Origin of the sequence: Streptomyces africanus, from assembly GCF_002150735.1 — a bacterium.
GTDB lineage: Bacteria > Actinomycetota > Actinomycetes > Streptomycetales > Streptomycetaceae > Streptomyces > Streptomyces africanus.
Genome location: NZ_MUKA01000057.1, coordinates 1 through 21,188, shown reverse-complemented (window position 1 = coordinate 21,188; position 21,188 = coordinate 1). Strand labels below are relative to the sequence as shown.

The window sequence follows — 21,188 nt, the reverse complement described above, 5'->3', positions numbered from 1 at the left end:
CGGGTACCGCTAGGACACCGGCTCGGGGGGCTTGCGGGCGATCAGGCACGCCTGGCGGACCGGCTCCCCGAGTTCCTCGTCGGGCTCCCGGACGGTCCGGGAGCGCACGACGAAACCGGCGGCTTCCAGCAGGGCGGCGATCCGCTCCGGCTGCCGCCGCCGGAAGGTCAGCGCCACCCGGTGCCCGAAGGCCTCCTCGTAGTGGCGGGGTTCGTCACCGGCCTGGAAGCCGAGGAGCAGATGTCCTGAGGGCCGCAGGACCCGGAAGAACTCGGCGAAGACGTCCGGCAGCCGGTCGAGCGGGGTGTGGATGGTCGAGTACCAGGACACGACACCGTCGAGCGAGGCGTCGGCCAGGTCCAGCTCCAGCATCGACCCCTGCTCGAACCGCAGACCGGGATGCTCGCGCCGGGCGATCGCGAGCATCGACTCCGACAGGTCAAGCCCGAACACGGACAGCCCCCGCGACGCCAGATACGCGGTCACCCGCCCGGGCCCGCACCCCAGGTCGGCGACCTCGCCCCCCTCACCCACGAGCTCCGCGAAGCCGTACAGCAGCCCCAGGTCCAACGGCATCGCCACGGGCGGCTCGCTGAAGCGGACGGCGTAGTCCTCCGCCACGGTGTCGTAGAAGACCCGGGTCTCGTCCACAAAGTCGAGGTCAGTCATCCTCCGACCCTATGGCGGGGCACTGACACCGCAGGGGGCTTCTACGGCGTCCCGTCTCCCCGGTCCTCGTGCGTCCGCCGCGCTGCGCGGCCCGCCCCCGCGCCGATCGCCGTGCCCAAGCCGAGACCGAGGGCCAGGCCGAGGCCGATGTTGTCGAAGACGGTCAGGCCGAGGACGAGTCCTGTCGCCGTGCCGAGGGACAGGCCGAGGGACAGGCCCAAGGCCAGGCGCTTGTCTGCGGGGGTGCCGCTGCCTTCCCCGTCGTTCTCCGGGGCTGGGTCGCTGTGCATCCGGGCATCCTCTCAGGGGCCACAGGATCAGGGGCCAGAATTCGCCGGAAATTCACGGAAGGGCAACGGCGAACAAAAGGCAGGAGCCCCGCCGCCTGACGGCGCGGGGCTCCTTGGGTACTACTGATCAGACCGGCGTGACGTTCTCAGCCTGCGGGCCCTTCGGGCCCTGCGTGACGTCGAAAGACACCTGCTGGTTCTCCTCGAGAGAGCGGAAGCCGCTCGCGTTGATCGCGGAGTAGTGGACGAAGACGTCGGGGCCGCCGCCCTCCTGGGCGATGAAACCAAAGCCCTTTTCGGCGTTGAACCACTTCACGGTTCCGGTAGCCATAAGCCCTCCTTGGGCCCAAAAGGGTTGCCCTGCTCCAGAACCAGCAAGTGTGAAGATTTGAATTCTGCACAACTGCATACGTCTGAGAATGACGAGAGCCCGCGGTCACATGCTCCGCAGGCTCTGTACTGCAAGGGAAACCAAACTGCAACTTGCGACGAGCCTAGCACGCAGGCCCCGGAATGCAATAGGGGTCAAGATCACGTCACCCGAATGTTTGAACCGGTACCGCCAACTGGCGGTGAAGGCTCCGGCCGCCCCTCCCGGGCCCACGGCGGGGCCGGGCGCGGCCCCGTACGCCATGAGGGCTAGCCTCACGATGTGGACAATCCTCGCACCCGGCCGCGCGTCGGCCACATCCAGTTCCTGAACTGCCTGCCCCTGTACTGGGGGCTCGCCAGAACGGGCACGCTCCTCGACTTCGAGCTCACCAAGGACACCCCGGAGAAGCTCAGCGAGAAGCTGGTGCAGGGCGATCTCGACATCGGTCCGATCACCCTGGTCGAGTTCCTCAAGAACGCCGACGACCTCGTCGCCTTCCCCGACATCGCCGTCGGCTGCGACGGCCCGGTCATGTCCTGCGTGATCGTCTCGCAGGTCCCGTTGGACCGGCTGGACGGCGCCCGCGTCGCCCTCGGCTCGACCTCCCGCACCTCCGTCCGCCTCGCCCAGCTGCTCCTCGCCGAGCGCTACGGCGTCCAGCCGGACTACTACACGTGCCCGCCCGACCTCAGCCTGATGATGCAGGAGGCCGAGGCCGCCGTCCTCATCGGCGACGCGGCCCTGCGCGCGAACATGCTCGACGGGCCGCGCTTCGGCCTGGACGTGTACGACCTCGGCGCGCTGTGGAAGGAGTGGACGGGCCTGCCGTTCGTCTTCGCGGTCTGGGCGGCGCGCCGCGACTACGCGGAGCGCGAGCCGGTCATCACACGCAAGGTGCACGAGGCCTTCCTCGACTCCCGCAACCTCTCCCTGGAGGAGGTCGGCAAGGTCGCCGAGCAGGCCGCCCGCTGGGAGGCCTTCGACGAGGAGACCCTCGCCCGCTACTTCACGACCCTCGACTTCCGCTTCGGCGGCCCGCAGCTGGATGCCGTCGCCGAGTTCGCCCGCCGGGTCGGCCCGACGACCGGCTTCCCCGCGGACGTGAAGGTGGACCTGCTCCAGCCGTGAGCGAGCCCGCGCTCCCGCACTACTCTGCTGGGAGTGCGCGCGTACGGGGTCCGGCGAGGGCCTGCGGGCGCCTACGGGGGAGGGGTGACGCCATGCGGCCGCTCGAAGTCGACGAACCCGCCGTTGTGGGGCCCTACCGGCTGCTCGGCCGGCTGGGCTCCGGCGGCATGGGCCGGGTCTATCTGGGCCGCAGTGCCGGCGGCCGCACGGTCGCGGTGAAGATCGTCCATCCGCACTTCGCGCTGGACGAGGAGTTCCGGGCCCGCTTCCGCCGCGAGGTCGAGGCCGCGCGCCGGGTGGGCGGCGCCTGGACGGCACCCGTCCTGGACGCGGACCCGGACGCGCGGGTGCCGTGGGTGGCGACGGCGTTCGCGGCGGGCCCCTCGCTGTCGGCCGCGGTCACCGAGGGCGGAGCGCTGCCCGCCCACACCGTGCGGGTGCTGGGGGCGGGGCTGGCCGAGGCGCTGGCGGCGGTGCACGAGCTGGGCCTGGTGCACCGCGACGTGAAGCCGTCGAACGTGCTGCTCACGCTCGACGGGCCGCGGCTGATCGACTTCGGCATCGCGCGGGCCACGGACGGTACGGCGTCCCTGACCTCCACGGGCGTGTCGATCGGCTCGCCCGGCTACATGTCGCCCGAGCAGATCCTCGGCAAGGGCGTGACGGGCGCGGCGGACGTCTTCTCGCTCGGCGCGGTCCTGACGTACGCGGCGACCGGCGAACCGCCCTTCCCCGGGGACTCCTCGGCGGCCCTGCTCTACAAGGTCGTCCACGAGGAGCCGGAACTGGGCGGGCTGGACGGGCCGTTGCGGGAGCTCACGGCGGCCTGCCTGGCGAAGGACCCGGACGCGCGGCCCGCCCCGGCCGAAGTGGCCCGGCGGCTGGCACCCGAGGGCACGGCCCGGCTGGTGGCGGGCGGGTGGCTGCCGGGGGCGCTGGTGGAGCAGGTGAGCCGCAGCGCCGTTCAGTTGCTGAACCTGGAGGCGACGGGGCCGGGGGCGGCCGGGGGCCCGTCGGGACCGATCGGTTTCAGCAGCCCGTCCGTGAGCGCGGCGGAGGCGGTGACGCCGGCGGATACCGGGACGCCGGCGGGGAGTGTGCCGCCGGCGGAGAGGGTTCTGCCGGGGAAGGCAGGGGGTTCGGCCGGTGTGTTCGGGCCGCCGCCGGTGATGCCCACGCCGGCCGGGCCCGCCTCCGCCGCCGTACCCGCCGCCGTACCCGCGCCCCGGGACGGCGGTCCGCAGGACGACACCGCCGCCCCGTCGTCCGCCGGCCGGCGCCCCGGCAGGGTGTCCGTCTCCGTGGCGGCTACGTCCGCGCAGGAGGGCGGCGGCCGGGTGCGGAGGCTGAGCTGCACCGTGGCGCTGGCGGTCGCCGGGGCGATGGCGGCCGTGACGATCGGCTCGGTGTTCGTGTTCGACCTGCTGCCGGGCCGGACCTCCCACGACGACGACACGGGCGGCTCAGGCGCGGCGGGCTCCGACTCTCCCCCCGCGGCGACCGCGAGCCCCGCCCCTTCCGGCGCCGTGCCCGCCGCGTACCTCGGCACCTGGGAGGGCCAGGGCAGCGCCCTCGACGGCAGGCTGCCCCTCGGCACGTTCCGGATCACCGTCGAGCGGGCCGCCGTAGGCCAGGAGCTGGGCCGACTCCGCCAGACCGACCAGATCGGCGGCGTCTGCGTCGACGTACTGACCCTGAAACAGGTGACGAAGAAGGAGCTCGTCGCGACGTCCGTGGGCGCGAAGACCAACCACGGCGGCTGCAACCCGGCCCGTACGACCGTCCACCTCATGCCGGTGGGCGACGACCTCCAGTACCGCTCGGAGAGCGAGGAGTCGGGCCGGCCTCAGGCTCGGATGTCGAAGGTGCGGTAGCGGACGATCTGCGGACGTGCCGGGCGAACAGGCCGATGAGGAGCGTGATCACCGCAAGGGTGGCGGCCAGGCCGACGGCCCACAGCCACGGGTAGTGCACATGCACCCAGCAGGGGCCGCCCTCGCGGTAGCAGTCGTAGTCCCAGTCGCGGCGGCGCCTGGGCCGTACGGTCGTGCCGATCACCCCGGCGACCAGGTACCCCGCGGCCAGCCCGGGCAGGGAGGCGATCGCCCAGGCCAGCGAACGCGGCTTGCTCTTCTTCCAGTCCATCAGGACCAACGGCCAGACCCAGGCGATGAACACCAGAGGCACGAGGGCACCGACCGTGCCGGCGAAGGCGTACGCACCGCCCGGCCACGCGGGAGCGAGATCGCCCCACAGCTCGTGGCCCCAGTACATGTCGAAGAGGACCAGCGGCATCAGCAGGACGACGAAGCCGGGGAGCACGACGCAGGCCCAGGCACAGCCCCAGTCCCGCTTCTTCGCCTCATCGGCGTCCGGTCGGCCCGGCCGGTGCTCGTACCGCAGGGCGGCCCCCGCCGCCTTCCTCCGCTTCGGCTTCGCCGAACGTCCGCTCAACGCCTCACCCCGGGACGACCACCGTGCGCAGCTCCCCGTCGCCGAGGTGGAGCATGCCCTTGCCGGGGGCGACCTGGCCGCCGACCATGCTGCGGTTGAGGCGGACGCCGATGAGGTCCCCGCTGGAGGAATCCTGCGGGGAGAGCAGGATGCCGCGGCGGGCCTTCTTCGCGTCGACCTGCCAGCCGGAGAAGCCGCTGCACACGTCCTCCTCGTCACCGGCGATGACGAGGGCGAGGCCGCGTTCGGCGCCGCGCGAGACGAGCTTCTTCAACTGGCTCTCGGCGTCGCAGTCCTCCAGGATCTCGCCGTCGTCGATGAGCACGGCGATCGGCTCCTCCAGGGACGCCTGGTCGACGAGCTCCTCGAACTCGTCCTCGTCGATGTCGTCGCCGGTGAAGACCTTCAGGACGCCTTCCGTGCCGTCGAGCCCGCGCAGCGGCGACTGGCGCGGGGCCGCGACGACCAGGCGGGTGCCCTGGGCCAGGAAGGAGTGCGCGAAGTTCAGCAGGACCGTCGAGCGGCCCGACTTGGCCGGGCCCGCGACGACGAACGCCGGTACGCCCTGGGCCAGATCGGGGCCGAAGCCGATGATCTCGTCGCCGCCGATGCCGACCAGCCCCCACAGGCGCGAGCGGGACGCGTCCGGGTCGCGCAGTTCCCAGGCCTCCGGGAAGGAGATACGGCTGGGCAGGCTGTCGACGCGGAACGGGCGGCGCGAGCGCGGCACTTCGGCGTCGCGGGCCGTGGCCGCCTCGCCGATCGCCGACAGCGCCGCGGCCTGTCCCTGGCCGCTGGTGTCCTCGGCGAGCAGCGCGAACTGCGTCTCCGTACCGAACTCGTTGCGGAAGGCCCGCCCCGGCGGGATCTCCTCCGGCACCTTGCGGGCCGGGATGCCGAGCGCCGAGAAGTCGCTGCGGTCGGCCAGCCGCAGACCGTACTTGTCCTCCGTGAGGGTCGCGATACGGCCGACCAGCAGGGTCCGGTCACCCGTCAGGACCAGGTGGATGCCGACGCTCGCGCCCTCGCGCATCATCGTCTGCAACTCGTCGGTGAGCGAACCGTGGTCGATCTCGCCGAGCGTGGGCACCCAGCCCTCCCAGCGGTCCAGCAGCACCACGATGTGCGGCAGCCGCTCGTCCTCGGAGACCGAGGCCCGCTGCTCGCCGATGTCCGCGAAGCCCTTGTCCGACAGCAGGTCCTGGCGGCGGCCCAGCTCGCCCTTGAGCCGGTTGACGAGCCGTACGACCCGCTCGGTCTGGTTACGGCCGACGACCGCACCGCAGTGCGGCAGCCGGGTCAGCGCGTTGAGCGCGCCGTTGCCGCAGTCGATGCCGTAGAGGTGCACGTCGGCGACGGAGTGTGTGCGGGCGATGGAGCCCGCGAGGGTGCGCAGCACCTGGGAGCGGCCGCTGCGCGGGGCACCGCCGATCATCAGATGGCCGAAGGACGAGAAGTCCACGACGACCGGGCGGCGCGACTGGCTGGCGGGCAGGTCCTCGATGCCGTACGGGGCCGGCGGCAGCGTGCCGGCGCCCCCGGCGAACGCGGGCACCTCGATCTCGTCCAGCAGCAGCGTCTCGTCGAGGGCGGGCAGCCACGGGCTGTGCTGGGGCGGGATGCCGAGCGAGCTGTTGGCGTCCCGGATGGTGTCGACGAGGACCTTCAGGTCGGTGATCTCCTCGTCCTCACGGGCCTCGGCCTTCGGCTTGACCAGCGCCGCCCGGCCCAGATCCTCCCAGGTCAGCGGCCCCACCCAGGGCATCAGCACCGCAGGGTCGGCGGCACCGGGCCGACGACCGCCCACGCGTCCGGACTGGAAGGGCACCAGCGAGGCGTGCCCGAGCCGGGCGTAGGCACGGCCCGGGGTGTTCTTGGAGATGTGCCCGGCCTCGGGCGAGTCGATGACATCGCTCGACTCGCCGCCGTCCGTCACGCGCAGCGCGATACGGAGGTTGGTGTTGGCGCGGATCTCCGGGGAGACGACACCCGACGGCCGCTGCGTCGCCAGCAGCAGGTGAATACCGAGGGACCGCCCTCGCTGGGCGATGTTGACCAGGCCGGTGACGAAGTCGGGCAGGTCACGCACCATCGAGGCGAACTCGTCGATGACGATGAGCAGTCGGGGCACCGGCTGGTGCGAGGGGTCCCGGCGCACCAGGTCCTGGTAGTCCTCGATGTCCTTGGCGTCGGCGGCCGCCAGGATGTGCTCGCGCCGGTGCAGCTCGGCACCCAGCGACTCCAGGGCCCGCTCCACCAGATGGGCGTCGAGGTCGGTCACCATGCCGACCGTGTGCGGCAGATGCACACAGTCCTTGAAGGCCGCGCCACCCTTGTAGTCGACCAGCACGAACGTCATGTTCTCGGGCGTGTTCGCCACGGCCAGCGCCGCCACGATGGTCTGCAGCAGCTCCGACTTACCCGAACCGGTCGTACCGGCGATCAGACCGTGCGGACCGTCCTTGCGGATGTCGATGCCGAACGGCCCGTCGTACGACTCGCCGATGACGGCCAGCGTCGACTGCCCGCCCATCCGCCACCGCGCCACGATCGCGTCACTCGTCGGCGGCTCCAGCTGCAGCACGTCCAGCAGTCGGCTGGAACCCGGCAGGGCCGAGTCCTCGGTCTCACCGCTGATGTCCCGCAGCGGCGACAGCGCCCGGGCGAGCCGCAGGCACCAGGCGGGCGAGACGAAGTCGGGCCGTACGTCCTTCAGCCGCTCCGCCCCGGCCTCCTCCACACGCAGCCGCAACTTCTCGGTGCGGCCGGCCTGTTCGGGCTGCTGGTCGGTGGTGTGCCAGGCCTGGAAGGAGGGGAAGGCACCGGCGACCTGCTGGGCCTGTTGCTGGACCTGCTGGGCCTGCTCGTACTCCTCGGCCTTCGGCTCGGCGACGACGTACGCCTGGCACTCGCCGGGCAGGAACCGCTCCTCGGCGTCGAGGCAGATGGCGAACATGGACACGGAGGGCCCCTCGCGCAGCAGCCGCACCACACCGGGGAGCGAGCGCAGCCGCCGCGACCCGTCCCACACGACGACGATGTCGGGGTCGCTGAAGCTCGTACCACCCTGCGACTTGTTCTGCTCGGCGGCCTTCTTGCGCGCGTCGAGGATCTGCGTCAGCTCGCCGATGCGGGCGCCGACCGTCTCGGCGTCGGTCCCGATGAGCACGTTGACGTCCTGCCCGCCGGACGGCCGGGCGTGCGGCAGCCAGCGCACCCAGTCCCAGGACTCCTGCGCGGCGTTCTCGCTCAGCACGTAGAACTGCACGTCCATCGGGCTGTGCAGCGCCGCGGCCTGCGCGACGGCCCACCGCCCGAGAGCACGGGCGGAATCCCCGGGGCCGGCCATGCCGATGACACCGAGGGTGCGCAGGTGCAGCGCGACCGGGGCGTCCTCGATCTTCCAGGTGACATGGCGGCGGTGGTCGTCCTGCTCGGGGTCGTCGAGCACGACCTCGGAGGGCAGCTGCCCCGTGCCGACCCGCAGGAGGAGATGGTCGCGGTCGGCCCGCCGCCGCTCCCACAGACGCGTACGCGGCCCGGTCCCCAGGGCGAGAACGGTGGCCGGGTCGGGTATGGCGTGCCGCCGGTCGTTCCGCTCCGCGACCAGCGCGTCCTGAGCGTCCTTCTCGATCCGCTCCTTCTGCTCCTCGTACTCCTGGACCTGCTTGGCGTGGGACTTACGCCCGTGCTTCTTGTCGTTGTAGTAGTTCGCGAAGAGCAGGATCGGCGCCAGACCGGCCATGATCAGGTAGTACCAGCGCTGGAAGATCAGCACCGACACGACGGCACCGACGAGCGGCGTCAGCGCCATCAGCCAGGGCAGCGGCCGGGCCTCGTACTCACGGGGCGGCGAGGGCAGCCGGAAGCTGGTCTGCCGCTCGGGCGGACGCAGCCGCGGGGGGCGGTTGTAGTCGAGCCCGATGCCGTCGTCGGACCACTTCAGGGCGGCGTTGGGGGGCGTGTACCGGGTGAGTTCGAGCAGGGTGTTGCCGATCCCGATCTGAGCCCCGAGGGGCCAGTCGGTGGGCCCGCCCTTCTCCTTCCCCTCTTTCTTCTCCTGCCCCTTCTTCTTGCCGCTCTTCTTCTCGCTCTTCTTCTTTTCGCCCTGGTCGTCTTCCTCGTCCTCGGCGAGGGACTTGCCGTCGAGGGTGACGAGGTCCTTGTCCATGTGCACGGCGACCTGGCAGGTGCCGTCGGTGGCGACGGAGAGGGTCAGGGCCCGGGCGTCGACCTCGGGATCGTCGATCCGGACGTACGAGGCGGCCCCGCTGCCGATGTCGTACCGCCCGACGCCGAGCCGGTGCACGAACCCCGCCGCGGGCCCGCCCACGACCCGGAGCTCGACGAGCCCGGTGGGCTCACCGGGCAGACACCCGGAAGGATCCTGGAGGCTGACGACGGCGCCGTCGCGCAGGGGCGATCCGACGACGGTGGCGTTCGGATCGACGGCGTACCCGTCCACGTACACGAGGGGCGCGTTGTTGGCCGGCACCTGCCGGTGCTGTCCCAGCGGGATGATCTGCGCGCCACTGTGCCCGACCTGCTTGGCGAGCTCCAGCGCGATGTCCCCCACGGTGGACTCAGGATCGGCATCGAGCACCACGTCGGCGGTACCACCGCCGTACGGGTCGACGACGGTCAGAGTCAGGCGCACGACTAGTCCTCCCCGTGCCACTGGGCCGGTGTGGCCGCGGTGGTTGTGTGGCGGCTGTCCCGTCCGCATCAGTCACACGGGTCACAGCCGTAAGGGACGATATCCGCTCGGTGCGGCGGCGGGGCAATGGGGAGGCGCCGTGACGTTCCCTATGGCAACGTCGTACACGACTTCATGACCGCTCGTTCACAATCCGGGGTTTGGCACCAAAGGCCACACCCGTAAGCTGCTGACGCAAGAGCGGACGATCACACCGGTTGCCACGTGCGACCGCCAACTCGGCCGGAAGGCCGATGAGTCCGCAAACAGGGAGCCACGGGGGTTGGCCCTGCGGCGTTGTGAGAGGGAGCGGCTTCATGGCCAAGGACCTTGATGTCACATATCAGGACATGCGGGAAGCTGCCAAGCATGTCGTGAAGGAGAAGGAAAAGCTCCAGGAGAAGCTCGAGGGCCTTCGCAAGTACATCAACAACCTCGTGCAGTCCGGCTACGTCACGAAGTCGTCGTCGAAGGCGTTCGACGAGAACTTCGACGAGTTCGTCCGGGGTACGAAGGAGACGCTCGACGGTCTGGACGGCATGGGGGACTACCTGACCATGGCGGCCGACAAGTTCGAGCAGATCGACGAGGAGCTGGCGAAGCAGGCTCGCAAGTAGGGGCCAGGTGTTTGTCCGGTGCCGGCGGCGGAGGCTGCCGGCACCGGACAGGCGTCCGGTCGACGGGGTGTGTCAGCTGTCGGGGAGAGGCTGCCGGAGCAGGTAGGTGTGGAGATCGCTTCGGGGCTCCTCCGTGTCGACGCGCAGCCAGGATCCGTCACGGAAGCGGATCAGCACGATCCTCGTCTCGAATGCCCCGGAGAACGGGTCGACGAGGATCGCCTCGGTGGCGGGAAGGCGGGCGACGACCTGCATGTGCTTCTCCCTGCCCACGGTGACGCGCTGCGGCGGAGCCGCAAGGACGATCCCGTCCTCGCTCGCCAGGACCAGCCGTTGATGGTGAGTGGAGTGGCTGTACCAACGCAGCAGGAACTGCCCGGCGTTGCCGTCCCAGTTTCCGTCGAAGACCTGGTCGAGCCCCTGCTGGGCGATGAGGGCGTCCCGGCGTTTGTCGTCCTCGTCCTTGACCCGCAGCCGTTCCTTCTCGTCCTTCGTGGCAAGGGACCGCTTGATGGCTTCTTCCCCGTTGGACAGCAGGGTCAGCAGCATGAGGACGGGCATGAACGGCACGGCGAGCACCGCACCGACCATGCCCAGCGGGCGCAGCCTGGCAGGACGGAGCCGGGGATGGCCGGCAGCTTGGAGCACCTCCGCGGGCGGCTGCGGGATCTTGTCGATCGTGCACCATTCCGCCGCTTCGGCATGGACGCCGAGGCGGTCCGCCAGCACGCGCTGCTTGCCCCTACGTGTCACGTCAAGAATCTCCTTGCCGGCGCGGAAACGGGATCGCTGTTCCGCGAGCGTATCCCGTACGGCACGTCATGAGGAGTGACGGCATCCGCAACTCTGCCCGCGCTCGCCGGATCCACCGAGAACGTCCATAGAGAGGCATGAACCATGGGGGACCACATCAAGGCGGATCTTGCCGCCATCAAGCAATGTTCACGGGATCTGGGAAAGATTCACGGTGAATTCGAGCGCAACGGCAATCCCGCCGACGAGTACGGCCAGGCTGTGGGGCACGGCGGCCTCAAGGACGCCTTCTCCGAATTCGGGGACACCTGGAAGAAAACGCGGAAGAAACTGATGAAGGAGCTTGAGCAGCTGGCCGAGTTCACCTCGTCCGCCGCCAAGGCCTACGACGAGGTCGACCAGAAGCTGGCTCAGGCCATCCGGGATGCCAAGGCGAACAGCAAGGGGAAGAAGTGAGCAGGACGGACGCCGACTGGCCGCCTCTGTGGAACGACGACCCGACGCCGGGTGACCCGGAGGAAGTCGCCGAACTGGGACGCAAGTTGCGCAAGATGGCCGACATGATCGACGAGCAGTCGAGGGTCATCAAGGAGCTTGCGTCCGTCGAGGGCTGGGACAGTGAGGCCGGCAAGGGCTTCCACGAGCTGGCCGGCGGTACGGCGGACAAGCTGAAGAAGTCCTTCGAGCGCTACGACGAGGCGGCCAAAGCCGTCGGCGAGGATGTGCGCGAGGGGAGTTCGGACAAGTTCGCCAGTGAAATGCGCCGTGCCCAGCGGAAGGCGGACAAGGCGCTGAGCGATTACCGCGAGGCAGAGCGCGACCACGACCTCGCGGATCGCGAGGTGAAGAAGTTCACCGACAAGTATCCCGCGCAGCCTATTCCCCCCGCGGAGAAGGACGAGTACGACCGCTGGGTCAAGAAACGCACTGAGGCCATGCATCGCATCGGCGACGCCCGGAAGGCCGTGAAGGACGCCCGGGAGATCTACGACGATGCCGGGGACAAGGCCGCTCGTCACATCAGGAACGTCGTGCACCATGACGCGGTCAGGGATCCCGGCGGCTTCATGAACTTCCTGGCGGACTGGGCGGACATGCTGTCGAACATCTCCGCCGTCCTGTCCGTGCTTGCGGTGATCTGCGCATTTGTTCCGCCGCTGCAATTCCTGACTCCCATTTTTGCGACCCTGGCCGTACTGTCCAGCGCCGCCGCACTAGCAGGCCATGCGTACGACATGTCTGTACGCGGAGGGAAGGTCGACTGGCTGAAGCTGGGCACCGATGCGCTGGGAATCCTGCCCGGGATGGGCGCACTGAAGGGGTTCAGGGCCCTCACCGGCCTCAAGGGACTGGCGAAAATCAAGGCATTTGGAAGCCTGAAGACGTTCGGATCGTTCAGGGGCATGGCTGCAATGGACGGTATTGGCCACGCCTTCCTGAACGGGGTCGGTGTCACCGTGGCCAACAAGATCCTGGGCAGGGTGGCGCGCAAGGAACTTGTTGACGGCAGGAAGGTCACGGGGCTGATCAAGGGTGCGGGCCTCGGGAGCGCCTTGCACAGGATGCTGAGCGGTGAGAACGGCGAAAAGACCGGGTACCAGGAGCCGGCAGAGGCCACCAAACCCGCTCCTTCACCGTCGCCCTCACCCGGGCCCGCCCCGAGCGTCTCACCCACATCCTTCAACGCGGCCCTGGCGGCGTAGCCCACCAAGGGCCTGTTCAAGGAAGGCGGAAATCATGGACGACGAGCAAGAGCTGGGGCAGTGGGAGTTCATCGGCCGCCGGGGCGGTGATGTCGTCACCTTGGTCAGCGGTTCGGTGATCGCGGCTGTCCCCGAGGCGAACCGGGCCGCAGAGGAGGCGCGACGGGAGCTACGGTTCGACTTCTTGGACGACCACGCCGTGCTGTCGCTGCTGCGTCGGCGTCACGATGACGAGCAGGACATGTTCAAGGCCGGCTTCGCGCATGGAGTGCCCTTGGCACTCGTCGGCTTCGGGGCGGTGCTCTACTGGGGCGGTGTGGCGCTGTACTGGGAGAGCCCCGCTGCACGCACGACCTATCTGGCGGTCGCCGCGATCGTCCTGGTGACGCAGCTCTTCTTCTTCGTACGAAGTGCCCGGTCGCACTGGGGTGATCCGGTCCGGCAGAACCTGCGGGCGCGGGCGCGAACCTACCGGGAGATCGCACACATCGCTCGAAGGGGTGGCGCCGATATCCCGGCCTTCTACCCGCACTACGGCCCCTACCCTTTCGCTGCGACATTCCGTCCCGAGGCGGACGACACCGAGCAGCGTCATGTGCGCGAGAGTGAAGGTTCAGATGACCACTGACACCGTCGGCGAAGCCCAGCGCGGCCTCACGGGAAGCGACGGCGTAGAGGTTCGCTGGATCATGCCCGAAGGTTTCTTCGAGCTGCCCTTCGAGGCGGATGACCTGGACGAACTCGCCGACAAGTTGGTCGGGTTGGCCAAGCAGACGCTGCCGCGTGCCGATGAGGAAGTCCAGCTGCAATGGGCTGCCATGTGCGCCGCGAACTACGACGAGTTCATCGAGGCGGGCGTACAGTACGCCGGCTTTGTCACGACGGAGGTCGACGACGTCCGCTGCACGGCCACGGTGAACGTCAGCCTCATGGATCTGGACGAACGCGCGGGCAAGGACCCAGCGGGCTTCATCGCGACCACGTTGCGGCACCTGGAACTCGGACAGGTCGGCGAAGTGCAATTGCCCTGCGGCCCAGCGGTGACGTGCGTCGGCAGTCGGCCGGGCAGCGTCGACGCCGGCCTGACGCAGTCGGGCCGGGACGAGCCGATCTGGACGTCCTTCATACAGGTCCAGATCCCGCTGACCAACGGGACCGTTCTGCTGCTGGAGATGGGCACACCGACGGTCGAAGGGTGGGACGTTTTCTCCGCCATGTTCGCCGGTGTCGTGAAGAGCGTCCGCTTCTTCGACGCCCACGGAGCTCCCCTGGTGATGCCGGGGTGAATGAGTCTCCACAGGACGAAGCCTCATCACGGGTGGGTGTCCCGCGGGACTACAAGCTGCTGGTTCCACGGGAGTGGTTCCGCATCGACCTCATGCAGGACCGCTGGCGCGCTCAACTGAAGACGTTCGTGGACCGGCAGGCAGAGGGCCGGAACGTTCCCGCGGAGCTCACACAGAAGGTATGGGCCACCCTGCGCAACACCGCGGAAGCCGGCCGGGCACGTGGGGCCATGGAGTTCTTCCTCCTGACCACCTCACGGGACGGCGGCCTTCCGGCCTCGCTCCTCGTGTCCTTGATGCCGCTGGGCGACACCCCGGCTGATCCGGAAAAATACGCGGCATGGCTTGAGCTGCGGGAGCCTGACGGCCCAGGACGGCGGCACGTGTCGGTGGTGGATCTCCCCGCGGGTGCTGCCGTGCGTGTTCTCGGTACCACGACGCTGAACGTGCATGCCCTGATGCCCGGCGGGGTCGGCTACCTGACGCTCTCCTTCTCGGCCCCGCTCACCGGGATGTCCGGCCCGATGGGGCGGTTGTGTGATGCCATCGCGGGATCTCTGCGGTGGGTCGTATGACGCGGGCAGGAGGTCTGCGAAGCGGCCTGGGAATGGTCGGGGTGATTCTCGGGCTGGTCGTCGGCACAGGTGTGATCCTGCTGGTCATGGGCCTGGTGAAGCGATTCGCCCGTGAGGCGGTTCCAGTGTTGGTGGACCTGCCCGGGGGCAGCTGGGCGGTCGGTGGCGGCCTCGGCGTGGTCACCGTGCTCGGGGTGGCCGGCTGGCTGCGGTGTGCCTCCGGGCCCTCGGATCGGACCCGCCTGGCGCGAGGGCTGCACGCCGTGGGCACGGCGGTCTGCTGCGCCGCGGCTTTCGGGCCGTTCTTCCTGCTGCTGAGCGGACTGCCCGGCAGGAACTGCCGGTCCGAGAGTTGTGCTTACATCCCCGGGACCGGCAGCGCGTTCCTGGCCTACGTCCTCAGTGCCGGTCTGGTGGGTTGGTTCGTCCACCGCTGGACCGGCGCGCGGGCCGCGGAGCGGGCGGCCGTGGAGCGGGAACGGGTGCGGAGGCTTCGGAAGAAGGGGAAGGGGAAGAGCCGGGCGGCGCGGCAGCGGTAGCGCACGGGATCTACGCCGGGTGGGTTCCCCTTGCCTCCGTCTCGAATGTCTCAGCGAACAGGTGGCTCGACCTACGTGCCGTCACCTGTTGACGGACTGGATCTCCTGGACGGTGACGTCCTGGTCGTTGCCGAAGGTGCCGTTCGGGAGGTCGCCGCCGGCACCGCCGGTACCGGTCCAGTCGATCTCCCAGGTGATGGTGGCCCGGAGCTTGTACGTGCCGTCGCCGGAGGAGCGAAGGTACTTGACCCCGCACTGCGGTGTCTCGTCGGACTTGCCCTTGGCGTAGGGCTCGCCGATCGACCCATCGTCATTGATCGTGCACTCGCCGGAGGCTGGGTAGGTCTCAGCATCCTGGGTGCCCGGCTCTAGCTTGAGGGAGACCGGCTTGGCGGTGGTGGTGGCCTGGATGTTGAGCCCGGCCACATTGAGCGCGGCGGTGACAGACACCTCCTTGAACCTGGCTTTGTCCAGCCAGGCCCAGGTGGGGAGGTTGACCTTGGTGGTCGTCTCGGGGGCGAGAGTTACCTCGGTGGTCGGCAACTGGATGCGGTTGTAGGCGAGTTCGGCGAGGACTCGTGGAGTGACCGCGTTCTCGACGGGCGGGGCAGCCCCGTTCTCGACCCAGAAGGGCTGCTTGTCGCAGAGCTGGGCCTCGGGCTCGGTCCAGCGGGCTTCGTCGCGGACGGCGACCCACCAGTTGCCCTCGTCCTTCTGGTCGAGGTTGTAGTTCTTGTACTTTCCGTCCTTGTACTCGTTGCGGAACATACCGACGGAAGCTTTGGCATAGCTGTGCTGGCCTGGAGTATTGACCGTTTCGTCGTACATGTTCTCGACGTACTTCGAGAATTCCTCCGCGGAGCGCGGTTCGTACCAGCACGCGGGTGGGTCCCAGTTGCCTACAGGGGCGACGTTGCCCTTGCTGCCGCCACCACCCGGAGTGGCGCCTGTGAATCTGATCATGGAAACGAGGTCGCTCCCGGACCTGTTGCCACTGGTGTCGACCTCGGCCTCGGACGCGCCGGGGCCCTTCGCCTCGGCGGTGCCGGCGATCGCCCCGAAAGCCACGACGAACGCACTCGCTGCGGTGACGCCACGGGTCAGGATGCGCACGTCTTGTCCCCTCTCTTCGACAGCACCTCCGTGGTCTGCCAGACCCCCTTGCTGTTCTTCTTCAGTTGCGTGCTGTACGTGACGTACGGGCTCTCACCGGAAGGCGACTTGTCCACCTTGCCGGTCTTGCGGTTCTTGTTGTAGGCCTTGCTCTCATCAGCGCAGTAGACGACGGCGGCCGTGTCGCTGTCGGCGACCTTGACGTTCGGGTTGAAGTAGCGCGTAACACCCGTCCACGTGAGGTCCTCGTCCAGCCAGGACTGAACCCATTTCTGCGCGCTCACGAGCGCTTTGCCCTGGCGGTAGTACGCGAGCGTCGCCGAGTTCGTGTCGCCCCGCAGGATCGCATCGTCCACTGCGTTCACCGTCTGGGCCACGTCGGACAACACCGTGTCCTCGGTCGGATCGCCTGTCTTCCAGTTCTCGAACCTGTTCTCCACGCCCTTGGGGAACGTGATCTTGGGCCTGCCGCCGGGATCAGATGCACTGGCGCCAGGTGAAGCCGAGGCCGCCTTGTCGCCCGTATCGGCCCCTGCGATCTTGTCGTTGCTCTTCGAGGTGTCGTCCCCGCTGCCACAGGCTGTCAAGAGCAGAGCTGCTGTCGCAGCCAGCGCGGCAGCGACGGGCAAAGGGCGGCGCTTCACAGTGGTTCTCCCCGTGAGACAGAAAGCGAGTCAAGAGCACAGACGGTATCGGTGAGGTCCATGGTTTCGCCAGAGCGAACTTCACTGCGAAGAGGGCAATCTTGGGCGTATGCGACCCCGAGGTAGCCGGTCTGTGGCCTGATCGTAAGGCAACGGGCGAGGAGCCCAGCGATCTTGGTGCGTTCCGCTGGGCCTCTCTCGTCAGTCGTCAAGAGCCCGCCAGTTGCTCAGGGATCGTAGATCGCGAGCGAGTGCGCCAACTGCTCCAGATCCTGGGCCGCTTGCAGGATGCGGGCGACGTCCTCGGTAGCCGTCCACATCACGACATCGGCGCCATGTTCCTCTACACGCCACGCGTAACGCGCGCAGGCGACGAGATGGGGCGAGGACTCGTGGTTCATGTAACGGAAGGTGGTCAGGCCCTCGCCAAGCCTCTTGGCTTTGAAGCGCTTGACGATTGGAGGCTCGACCGAGTTGGGATCCTCCGCCATGCTTAGAGCACGCAGCGTTTCCTCGCGGGGACCCGACGACGGACCGATCGCCGCGAATACGGGCAGCGGCAGGTCCGTGGGGTGGTCGCGGTGAAGGAACAGCCAGTGATCCGTGCCGGGCGGGGAGAAGGCCTCGGCGCAGTGTGCAAGGGTGCCGGCGACGAAGTCGATGCCGTTTGGCCCTGGATTCAGTTCGCGATCCAGCCAGAGATCTTTGGCTTCCTCGCGGCACCACTCATGGATGTCGTCCCATTCCTCGAACGGGCCGATGGCTCCGTCACGTGGCGGGATCACCGTCCATGGGTAGGGGTCGATGTACTCAATATCGATCACTGGGAAGAAAGGCTCACTCACGCACGCCTCCAGCGGAGAGTTGCCATGACTGCGTCGAACCATTCGACGAGGGCGTCGGCCAGTTCGTCCCGCGGATCGCCACCGCCGACCGTCGAAAAGGCAGCAGCGAACCAACGGTCTGGATCGTCCGGCACGGCCACGACGTACTCCACGCGGCGGGAACCGAGATCTGCGCCTTGATCGGGGTCGGCGTCTGCGATGTGCTCACGGCGTACGGCGAGAGCTCCGTCGAGTTCCCCCGAACTCAGGTCGGCGTTGTCGGTCCCGTCGCCGGAAAGCAGGTGCACGGCCACATTGGTCGGCTCCTGGTGAGCAGCCTGCTCGCGGCGGCGGGGGAGGAGCGTTTCCGACACGATGATGGAAGCACCTAGATTGACGTCGCCCGCGGACCTCACAGGCAAGTACAGGTCGAGGGCGTTGCCCTCCTGTACCCGACTGACAGCGGCACGGAACCGGCGTTCCAGCTCGCGCTTGTACGGGCCGACCTTGTCCTCCGGCGAACCGGGCGGGATACGGCCGAAGGCTTCGTCGAGAATTCGGCGCACGGCTTCCTCAGTGCCCTGCCGCAGTGGGATCTGGGCCCAGTCATCCGGGAGGATGAGGCGGTAGCCGGTCACGGGTGCGCTTGCTGAGGTCGCTGACTCGGTCTGTTCAGTGGGCATTCAGGCGTTCCTTGCGGTTCAGCCACCAGATCCCCAGAAATGTTCCCAACGAGGCGGCGACAGCGATCCAGAGCACCCATCCACCTTGGAAGACAACGAAAGCCGTCGCGTAGAAGAGGTAGAGACCGGCAGCCGACTTCAGGTAGATGGCGTCATACGACAGCAGTTTCCAGTCGCCCGGGCTGCGATAGAGGAAGAGCAGGATGAGCGGGGTGAGAGCACACAGGGACCACTCCCAGGTCGGCAGTTCAACCACCGCGTCTCCTAGGAAGTCCTTGGTCGCCGGCCCAGCCAGCAGGCGCACGATCGCCACAACCAAGATGATCTTCAAGGCCGTGAGCGACCTGTCGATGCGCCTCTGTTTCAGCCCGGCATTTTCCCCGGCACCCGTTTTTCTCGTCATCTCGTTTCTCTTCACCACTGCCCCACCGGTGCCTCCATGCGCCCCTTCATCCTGTCGTACTCGCCGCCCGAGACATCATTTCCGAACTTGTCGCCGAGGTCGAGACCGGTGCCGACCGCCCACGAGCCCTGTAGCATGTTCTGATGGCGCTGAGCCTGGGCAGCGTTGTCCGCGAGGGTGGGATTGTCGGGGTACTCGTCTCGCCACTTCTTGATGTCCTTCATCTGCTGGCTGAGCTTCGCGTCGCCGATGGTGCCAGCCTTGTCCCGCAGCGTGGCTTCGGGCAGCTCGGCGTCCCGTACCTCGTCGGCTGCCTTCTTGCCGGCCGCTCGGTTTTCGGCCTCCATGCGCAGCTTCCTGGCACGCGCCGCCTTACGGTTGCTGCTTGACGTACCTCCGCGCTTCCGAGCGGCTCTCGCGGCAGTCTTGCGCGCTCCGGCATTTGCGGCGGCTGCCCCTGTCTTGGCGCTATCGTCAGCCAACCCCGCCGCCGCCTTGCGTGAACTTTGTTGCAGCGCCTTGATGGCCTTGGCCGCCTTGAGGCCGTTGCGTGCCATCTTGAGCGCACCGATGTCCATGACTACGTCGAACCACGAGCCGTTTCCCGTCGCTGCCAGGGTGATGTGGGACAGCGTCACCGCGATGGTCAGACCCAGTGCGACCCACCCCACTACAGGGATGAACATGGCGACGATCCCTGCGGCCGTCGCGAGCCAGCTGAGGCGTTCAGTCCAGTCCTTGAGCCACTCGGCGTCGGCCACCCAGGCCTTGAAGTCGGTCCACCAACTGTCCTTCATGTCATCGTCGATGGAGGACCGGATTTTTCCCGCGAAGTGGTTGGAGCGCTCCGTATAGTCGCCTTCCGCGGTGTTCAGTCGCTTGCGCGCCTCTTCGAGATCGTCCTTGGCTCTCTTGAGCGCCGGATCTTCCTCCGGCGAGGCGTCGGACTCCTTCTCCTTCTTCTTGTCCGGTGTCGACTTTTCATCAGCCTTTGCGGCGTGGCTGTCGATCACGCGCTGGGCGTCTTTGGAGTCCCCGAGGGCCTTGTCGGCCTTATTCTGAATCTCCTCAAGCTCATCCGCCCAGCTGGAAAGGTGGCCTTTCACCTCGCGGTACCGGTCTTCTGCCTCGTCGAGCTTGCGCCCAAGCCCGCGAGCCTCCTCGCCCAGCTTCTCGGCGTACTTGCCCTTGAGGTTGTCGGCTTCGGCCATCGCGGTGAGTGCTGCGGCCTGCGTGCGCAGATACTCCGCGATCTTCTTCATGTGCTTTACTTGGCCGCGAATTCCCTCCGGATCCCCTGGTACGGGATCGCTTTCGCGCAGCGGATGCCAGTCCTTGGGTCGTGCCATTCAAGTCCCCCAGTAAGCGTGATCTAGGTATGTAAGGGAAACGCCTACTTCTTCTTGCCGGCTTTGGCCAGGTCGTCATCGAGGCCCTTGAAGGCGTCTCTGGTGCCCTCTACCATTTTTCCTACGGTTTCCAGAGATTCGAGCAGGCGCTTGCGGTTTTCATCCCAGTTATCGATGAAGTCGGTCATGGCATCCTTGAGTTCCGGGGCGCCGACCACCGACTTGATGTCGTCCTTCCACTCACCCAGGTTCTTGAACTCAGTCTGAATCGCCTTGAGTTGCTTCGCCGACGTGCTGAGAAGGTCGAAATCGACGACCAAGTCCGACATGTACCACCCCGTCTTCGTTGTAGTTAGTGTTCGTTTTGGCGACGGCAAAGAGACTGTCATGGCAGGCCCTGCATGTGGCATGAGTTCCGTCAAGAGTATTGACAATATCGGTGAGGTCGCAATCGACGCCAGGATCGAACTGCCAGGCTAAAGCGGGTGTTTCTGTCAAAAAAGGGGCGAAGCGGGTCAGGCTTGTTGTGTGCACCACTGCTGTACTCGACGACGATCCGAGCGGTGCCAGGCGTCGCACCCGAAAACACACCCTTGTCGTCCGACAGCCCCCGCAATCGTCGACACCGACTGCATACGCTGCCAGTGGTCTACTACCGTCTCGTGCTCTGCAAGGCAGCCGCCGCTAGCGTCTGGCGGTCGGCCGCTCTATCTCTCCTCTGGCTGGTCATGGGGGTGTCTTTGACCAAAGCCACCATCGGTGGCCAAGACCTTGAATCCTTGGCGCGGCTCGGGCTTGGAACGGCTGCCGTCTGCTCGTGGCTTCTCTTGGCTGAGTGGTTGGCGCCCTGTGAGGTTGCGGCTTCCGACGAACCAAGCCGGTGGACGTTTCGAGGCCCGGCCTACCAGTGGAAAATGCTGTTAGAGCCATGCAATTGGCAGCCCGTAACTACACTCGCCGCCCATGCGTACCGCCACCCCCACCAAGCCCTGGCAGTCAAGAAGAGGCGATGTCTCCCGACGAAGCGGTGAGAACAGCTTCTGGGCAGGTGACGGACCCTGACTCCCACCCCGGCAACCCCCGCCACCC

General features: G+C 67.8%; 22 protein-coding genes. 9 read left to right on the top strand and 13 right to left on the bottom strand.

Annotated features, from left to right (window positions below):
- Positions 1–9: 9 nt before the first annotated feature.
- From CCL05_RS08255 to CCL05_RS08245, 3 genes are all read right to left on the bottom strand, one after another.
- Positions 10–669, bottom strand: coding sequence for a class I SAM-dependent methyltransferase (locus CCL05_RS08255; RefSeq protein WP_086559834.1), 660 nt, complete (start codon positions 667–669; stop codon positions 10–12).
- A gap of 41 nt (positions 670–710) precedes the next feature.
- Positions 711–959 (bottom strand): glycine zipper domain-containing protein, encoded by a 249-nt coding sequence (locus CCL05_RS08250; RefSeq protein WP_086559833.1) that lies wholly within the window; start codon positions 957–959, stop codon positions 711–713.
- A 127-nt stretch (positions 960–1,086) separates the two neighbouring features.
- Positions 1,087–1,290 carry a cold-shock protein gene (locus CCL05_RS08245; RefSeq protein ID WP_003992177.1) on the bottom strand — a complete coding sequence of 68 codons (204 nt, stop codon included), beginning with the start codon at positions 1,288–1,290 and terminating at the stop codon, positions 1,087–1,089.
- A gap of 321 nt (positions 1,291–1,611) precedes the next feature.
- Here CCL05_RS08245 and CCL05_RS08240 point away from each other — a divergent pair, with 321 nt between their 5' ends.
- Both CCL05_RS08240 and CCL05_RS08235 read left to right on the top strand, forming a co-directional pair.
- Positions 1,612–2,460, top strand: a complete 849-nt coding sequence (locus tag CCL05_RS08240) for a menaquinone biosynthetic enzyme MqnA/MqnD family protein (protein WP_086559832.1) — start codon at positions 1,612–1,614, stop codon at positions 2,458–2,460.
- Between the two features lie 92 nt (positions 2,461–2,552).
- Positions 2,553–4,334, top strand: coding sequence for a serine/threonine-protein kinase (locus CCL05_RS08235; protein ID WP_086559831.1), 1,782 nt, complete (start codon positions 2,553–2,555; stop codon positions 4,332–4,334).
- Here the strand turns inward: CCL05_RS08235 and CCL05_RS08230 are convergent.
- Both CCL05_RS08230 and CCL05_RS08225 read right to left on the bottom strand, forming a co-directional pair.
- A complete protein-coding gene (locus CCL05_RS08230; RefSeq protein WP_086559830.1) occupies positions 4,249–4,914 on the bottom strand; it encodes a hypothetical protein in 666 nt (221 codons plus the stop codon). The two genes, CCL05_RS08235 and CCL05_RS08230, sit on opposite strands and share 86 nt — an antisense overlap.
- 4 nt (positions 4,915–4,918) lie before the next feature.
- The gene (locus CCL05_RS08225; protein WP_086559829.1) at positions 4,919–9,571 is read right to left on the bottom strand and encodes an FtsK/SpoIIIE domain-containing protein; all 4,653 of its coding nucleotides are present in this window, start codon (positions 9,569–9,571) and stop codon (positions 4,919–4,921) included.
- 356 nt (positions 9,572–9,927) lie between these two features.
- Here CCL05_RS08225 and CCL05_RS08220 point away from each other — a divergent pair, with 356 nt between their 5' ends.
- Entirely contained in the window at positions 9,928–10,227 is a 300-nt protein-coding gene (locus CCL05_RS08220; protein WP_208641417.1) for a WXG100 family type VII secretion target, read from the top strand.
- Between the two features lie 72 nt (positions 10,228–10,299).
- Here CCL05_RS08220 and CCL05_RS08215 read toward each other — a convergent pair whose 3' ends face one another.
- The gene (locus CCL05_RS08215; RefSeq protein ID WP_086559827.1) at positions 10,300–10,980 is read right to left on the bottom strand and encodes a hypothetical protein; all 681 of its coding nucleotides are present in this window, start codon (positions 10,978–10,980) and stop codon (positions 10,300–10,302) included.
- 144 nt (positions 10,981–11,124) lie between these two features.
- Here CCL05_RS08215 and CCL05_RS08210 point away from each other — a divergent pair, with 144 nt between their 5' ends.
- The 6 genes from CCL05_RS08210 to CCL05_RS08185 are packed head-to-tail and all read left to right on the top strand — an operon-like array spanning position 11,125 to position 15,083.
- The gene (locus tag CCL05_RS08210; RefSeq protein ID WP_086559826.1) at positions 11,125–11,436 is read left to right on the top strand and encodes a WXG100 family type VII secretion target; all 312 of its coding nucleotides are present in this window, start codon (positions 11,125–11,127) and stop codon (positions 11,434–11,436) included.
- Entirely contained in the window at positions 11,433–12,683 is a 1,251-nt protein-coding gene (locus tag CCL05_RS08205) for a putative T7SS-secreted protein (RefSeq protein ID WP_086559825.1), read from the top strand. The genes CCL05_RS08210 and CCL05_RS08205 overlap by 4 nt, the downstream gene beginning before the upstream one ends.
- A 34-nt stretch (positions 12,684–12,717) precedes the next feature.
- Positions 12,718–13,311 (top strand): hypothetical protein, encoded by a 594-nt coding sequence (locus tag CCL05_RS08200; RefSeq protein ID WP_086559824.1) that lies wholly within the window; start codon positions 12,718–12,720, stop codon positions 13,309–13,311.
- Positions 13,301–13,969: a hypothetical protein gene (locus tag CCL05_RS08195; RefSeq protein ID WP_086559823.1), complete on the top strand. Its 669-nt coding sequence runs from the start codon at positions 13,301–13,303 to the stop codon at positions 13,967–13,969. The genes CCL05_RS08200 and CCL05_RS08195 overlap by 11 nt, the downstream gene beginning before the upstream one ends.
- A 32-nt stretch (positions 13,970–14,001) precedes the next feature.
- Complete coding sequence (locus tag CCL05_RS08190; RefSeq protein ID WP_167409533.1) at positions 14,002–14,544, top strand: hypothetical protein; 543 nt, start codon at positions 14,002–14,004, stop codon at positions 14,542–14,544.
- Positions 14,541–15,083, top strand: a complete 543-nt coding sequence (locus CCL05_RS08185) for a hypothetical protein (protein ID WP_143589835.1) — start codon at positions 14,541–14,543, stop codon at positions 15,081–15,083. Before CCL05_RS08190 ends, CCL05_RS08185 begins: the two co-directional genes overlap by 4 nt.
- Positions 15,084–15,164: 81 nt before the next feature.
- Here the strand turns inward: CCL05_RS08185 and CCL05_RS08180 are convergent, their stop codons facing one another.
- The 7 genes from CCL05_RS08180 to CCL05_RS08150 all read right to left on the bottom strand — a co-directional run bounded on the left by CCL05_RS08180 (position 15,165) and on the right by CCL05_RS08150 (position 20,428).
- Positions 15,165–16,046, bottom strand: coding sequence for a hypothetical protein (locus CCL05_RS08180; protein ID WP_086559861.1), 882 nt, complete (start codon positions 16,044–16,046; stop codon positions 15,165–15,167).
- 137 nt (positions 16,047–16,183) lie between these two features.
- Entirely contained in the window at positions 16,184–16,840 is a 657-nt protein-coding gene (locus tag CCL05_RS08175; protein WP_086559821.1) for a hypothetical protein, read from the bottom strand.
- Between the two features lie 227 nt (positions 16,841–17,067).
- Positions 17,068–17,685: a hypothetical protein gene (locus CCL05_RS08170; protein ID WP_244204213.1), complete on the bottom strand. Its 618-nt coding sequence runs from the start codon at positions 17,683–17,685 to the stop codon at positions 17,068–17,070.
- On the bottom strand, positions 17,682–18,347 hold the full coding sequence (locus tag CCL05_RS08165) for a hypothetical protein (RefSeq protein ID WP_086559819.1): 666 nt from the start codon (positions 18,345–18,347) through the stop codon (positions 17,682–17,684). The genes CCL05_RS08170 and CCL05_RS08165 overlap by 4 nt, the downstream gene beginning before the upstream one ends.
- A complete protein-coding gene (locus CCL05_RS08160) occupies positions 18,337–18,765 on the bottom strand; it encodes a hypothetical protein (RefSeq protein WP_143589834.1) in 429 nt (142 codons plus the stop codon). The genes CCL05_RS08165 and CCL05_RS08160 overlap by 11 nt, the downstream gene beginning before the upstream one ends.
- Positions 18,762–20,012 (bottom strand): hypothetical protein, encoded by a 1,251-nt coding sequence (locus CCL05_RS08155; protein WP_244204212.1) that lies wholly within the window; start codon positions 20,010–20,012, stop codon positions 18,762–18,764. The genes CCL05_RS08160 and CCL05_RS08155 overlap by 4 nt, the downstream gene beginning before the upstream one ends.
- Positions 20,013–20,143: 131 nt before the next feature.
- On the bottom strand, positions 20,144–20,428 hold the full coding sequence (locus CCL05_RS08150; RefSeq protein WP_086559816.1) for a hypothetical protein: 285 nt from the start codon (positions 20,426–20,428) through the stop codon (positions 20,144–20,146).
- Positions 20,429–21,188 lie beyond the last annotated feature (760 nt).

Excerpts from the sequence above, each read along its gene's own strand:
- CCL05_RS08255 (WP_086559834.1), bottom strand. The coding sequence starts at position 669 with ATGACTGACCTCGACTTTGTGGACGAGACCCGGGTCTTCTACGACACC.
- CCL05_RS08250 (WP_086559833.1), bottom strand. The coding sequence starts at position 959 with ATGCACAGCGACCCAGCCCCGGAGAACGACGGGGAAGGCAGCGGCACC.
- CCL05_RS08245 (WP_003992177.1), bottom strand. The coding sequence starts at position 1,290 with ATGGCTACCGGAACCGTGAAGTGGTTCAACGCCGAAAAGGGCTTTGGT.
- CCL05_RS08235 (WP_086559831.1), top strand. The coding sequence starts at position 2,553 with ATGCGGCCGCTCGAAGTCGACGAACCCGCCGTTGTGGGGCCCTACCGG.
- CCL05_RS08220 (WP_208641417.1), top strand. The coding sequence starts at position 9,928 with ATGGCCAAGGACCTTGATGTCACATATCAGGACATGCGGGAAGCTGCC.
- CCL05_RS08210 (WP_086559826.1), top strand. The coding sequence starts at position 11,125 with ATGGGGGACCACATCAAGGCGGATCTTGCCGCCATCAAGCAATGTTCA.
- CCL05_RS08200 (WP_086559824.1), top strand. The coding sequence starts at position 12,718 with ATGGACGACGAGCAAGAGCTGGGGCAGTGGGAGTTCATCGGCCGCCGG.
- CCL05_RS08195 (WP_086559823.1), top strand. The coding sequence starts at position 13,301 with ATGACCACTGACACCGTCGGCGAAGCCCAGCGCGGCCTCACGGGAAGC.
- CCL05_RS08185 (WP_143589835.1), top strand. The coding sequence starts at position 14,541 with ATGACGCGGGCAGGAGGTCTGCGAAGCGGCCTGGGAATGGTCGGGGTG.
- CCL05_RS08180 (WP_086559861.1), bottom strand. The coding sequence starts at position 16,046 with ATGATCAGATTCACAGGCGCCACTCCGGGTGGTGGCGGCAGCAAGGGC.
- CCL05_RS08165 (WP_086559819.1), bottom strand. The coding sequence starts at position 18,347 with ATGCCCACTGAACAGACCGAGTCAGCGACCTCAGCAAGCGCACCCGTG.
- CCL05_RS08155 (WP_244204212.1), bottom strand. The coding sequence starts at position 20,012 with ATGAAGAAGATCGCGGAGTATCTGCGCACGCAGGCCGCAGCACTCACC.
- CCL05_RS08150 (WP_086559816.1), bottom strand. The coding sequence starts at position 20,428 with ATGTCGGACTTGGTCGTCGATTTCGACCTTCTCAGCACGTCGGCGAAG.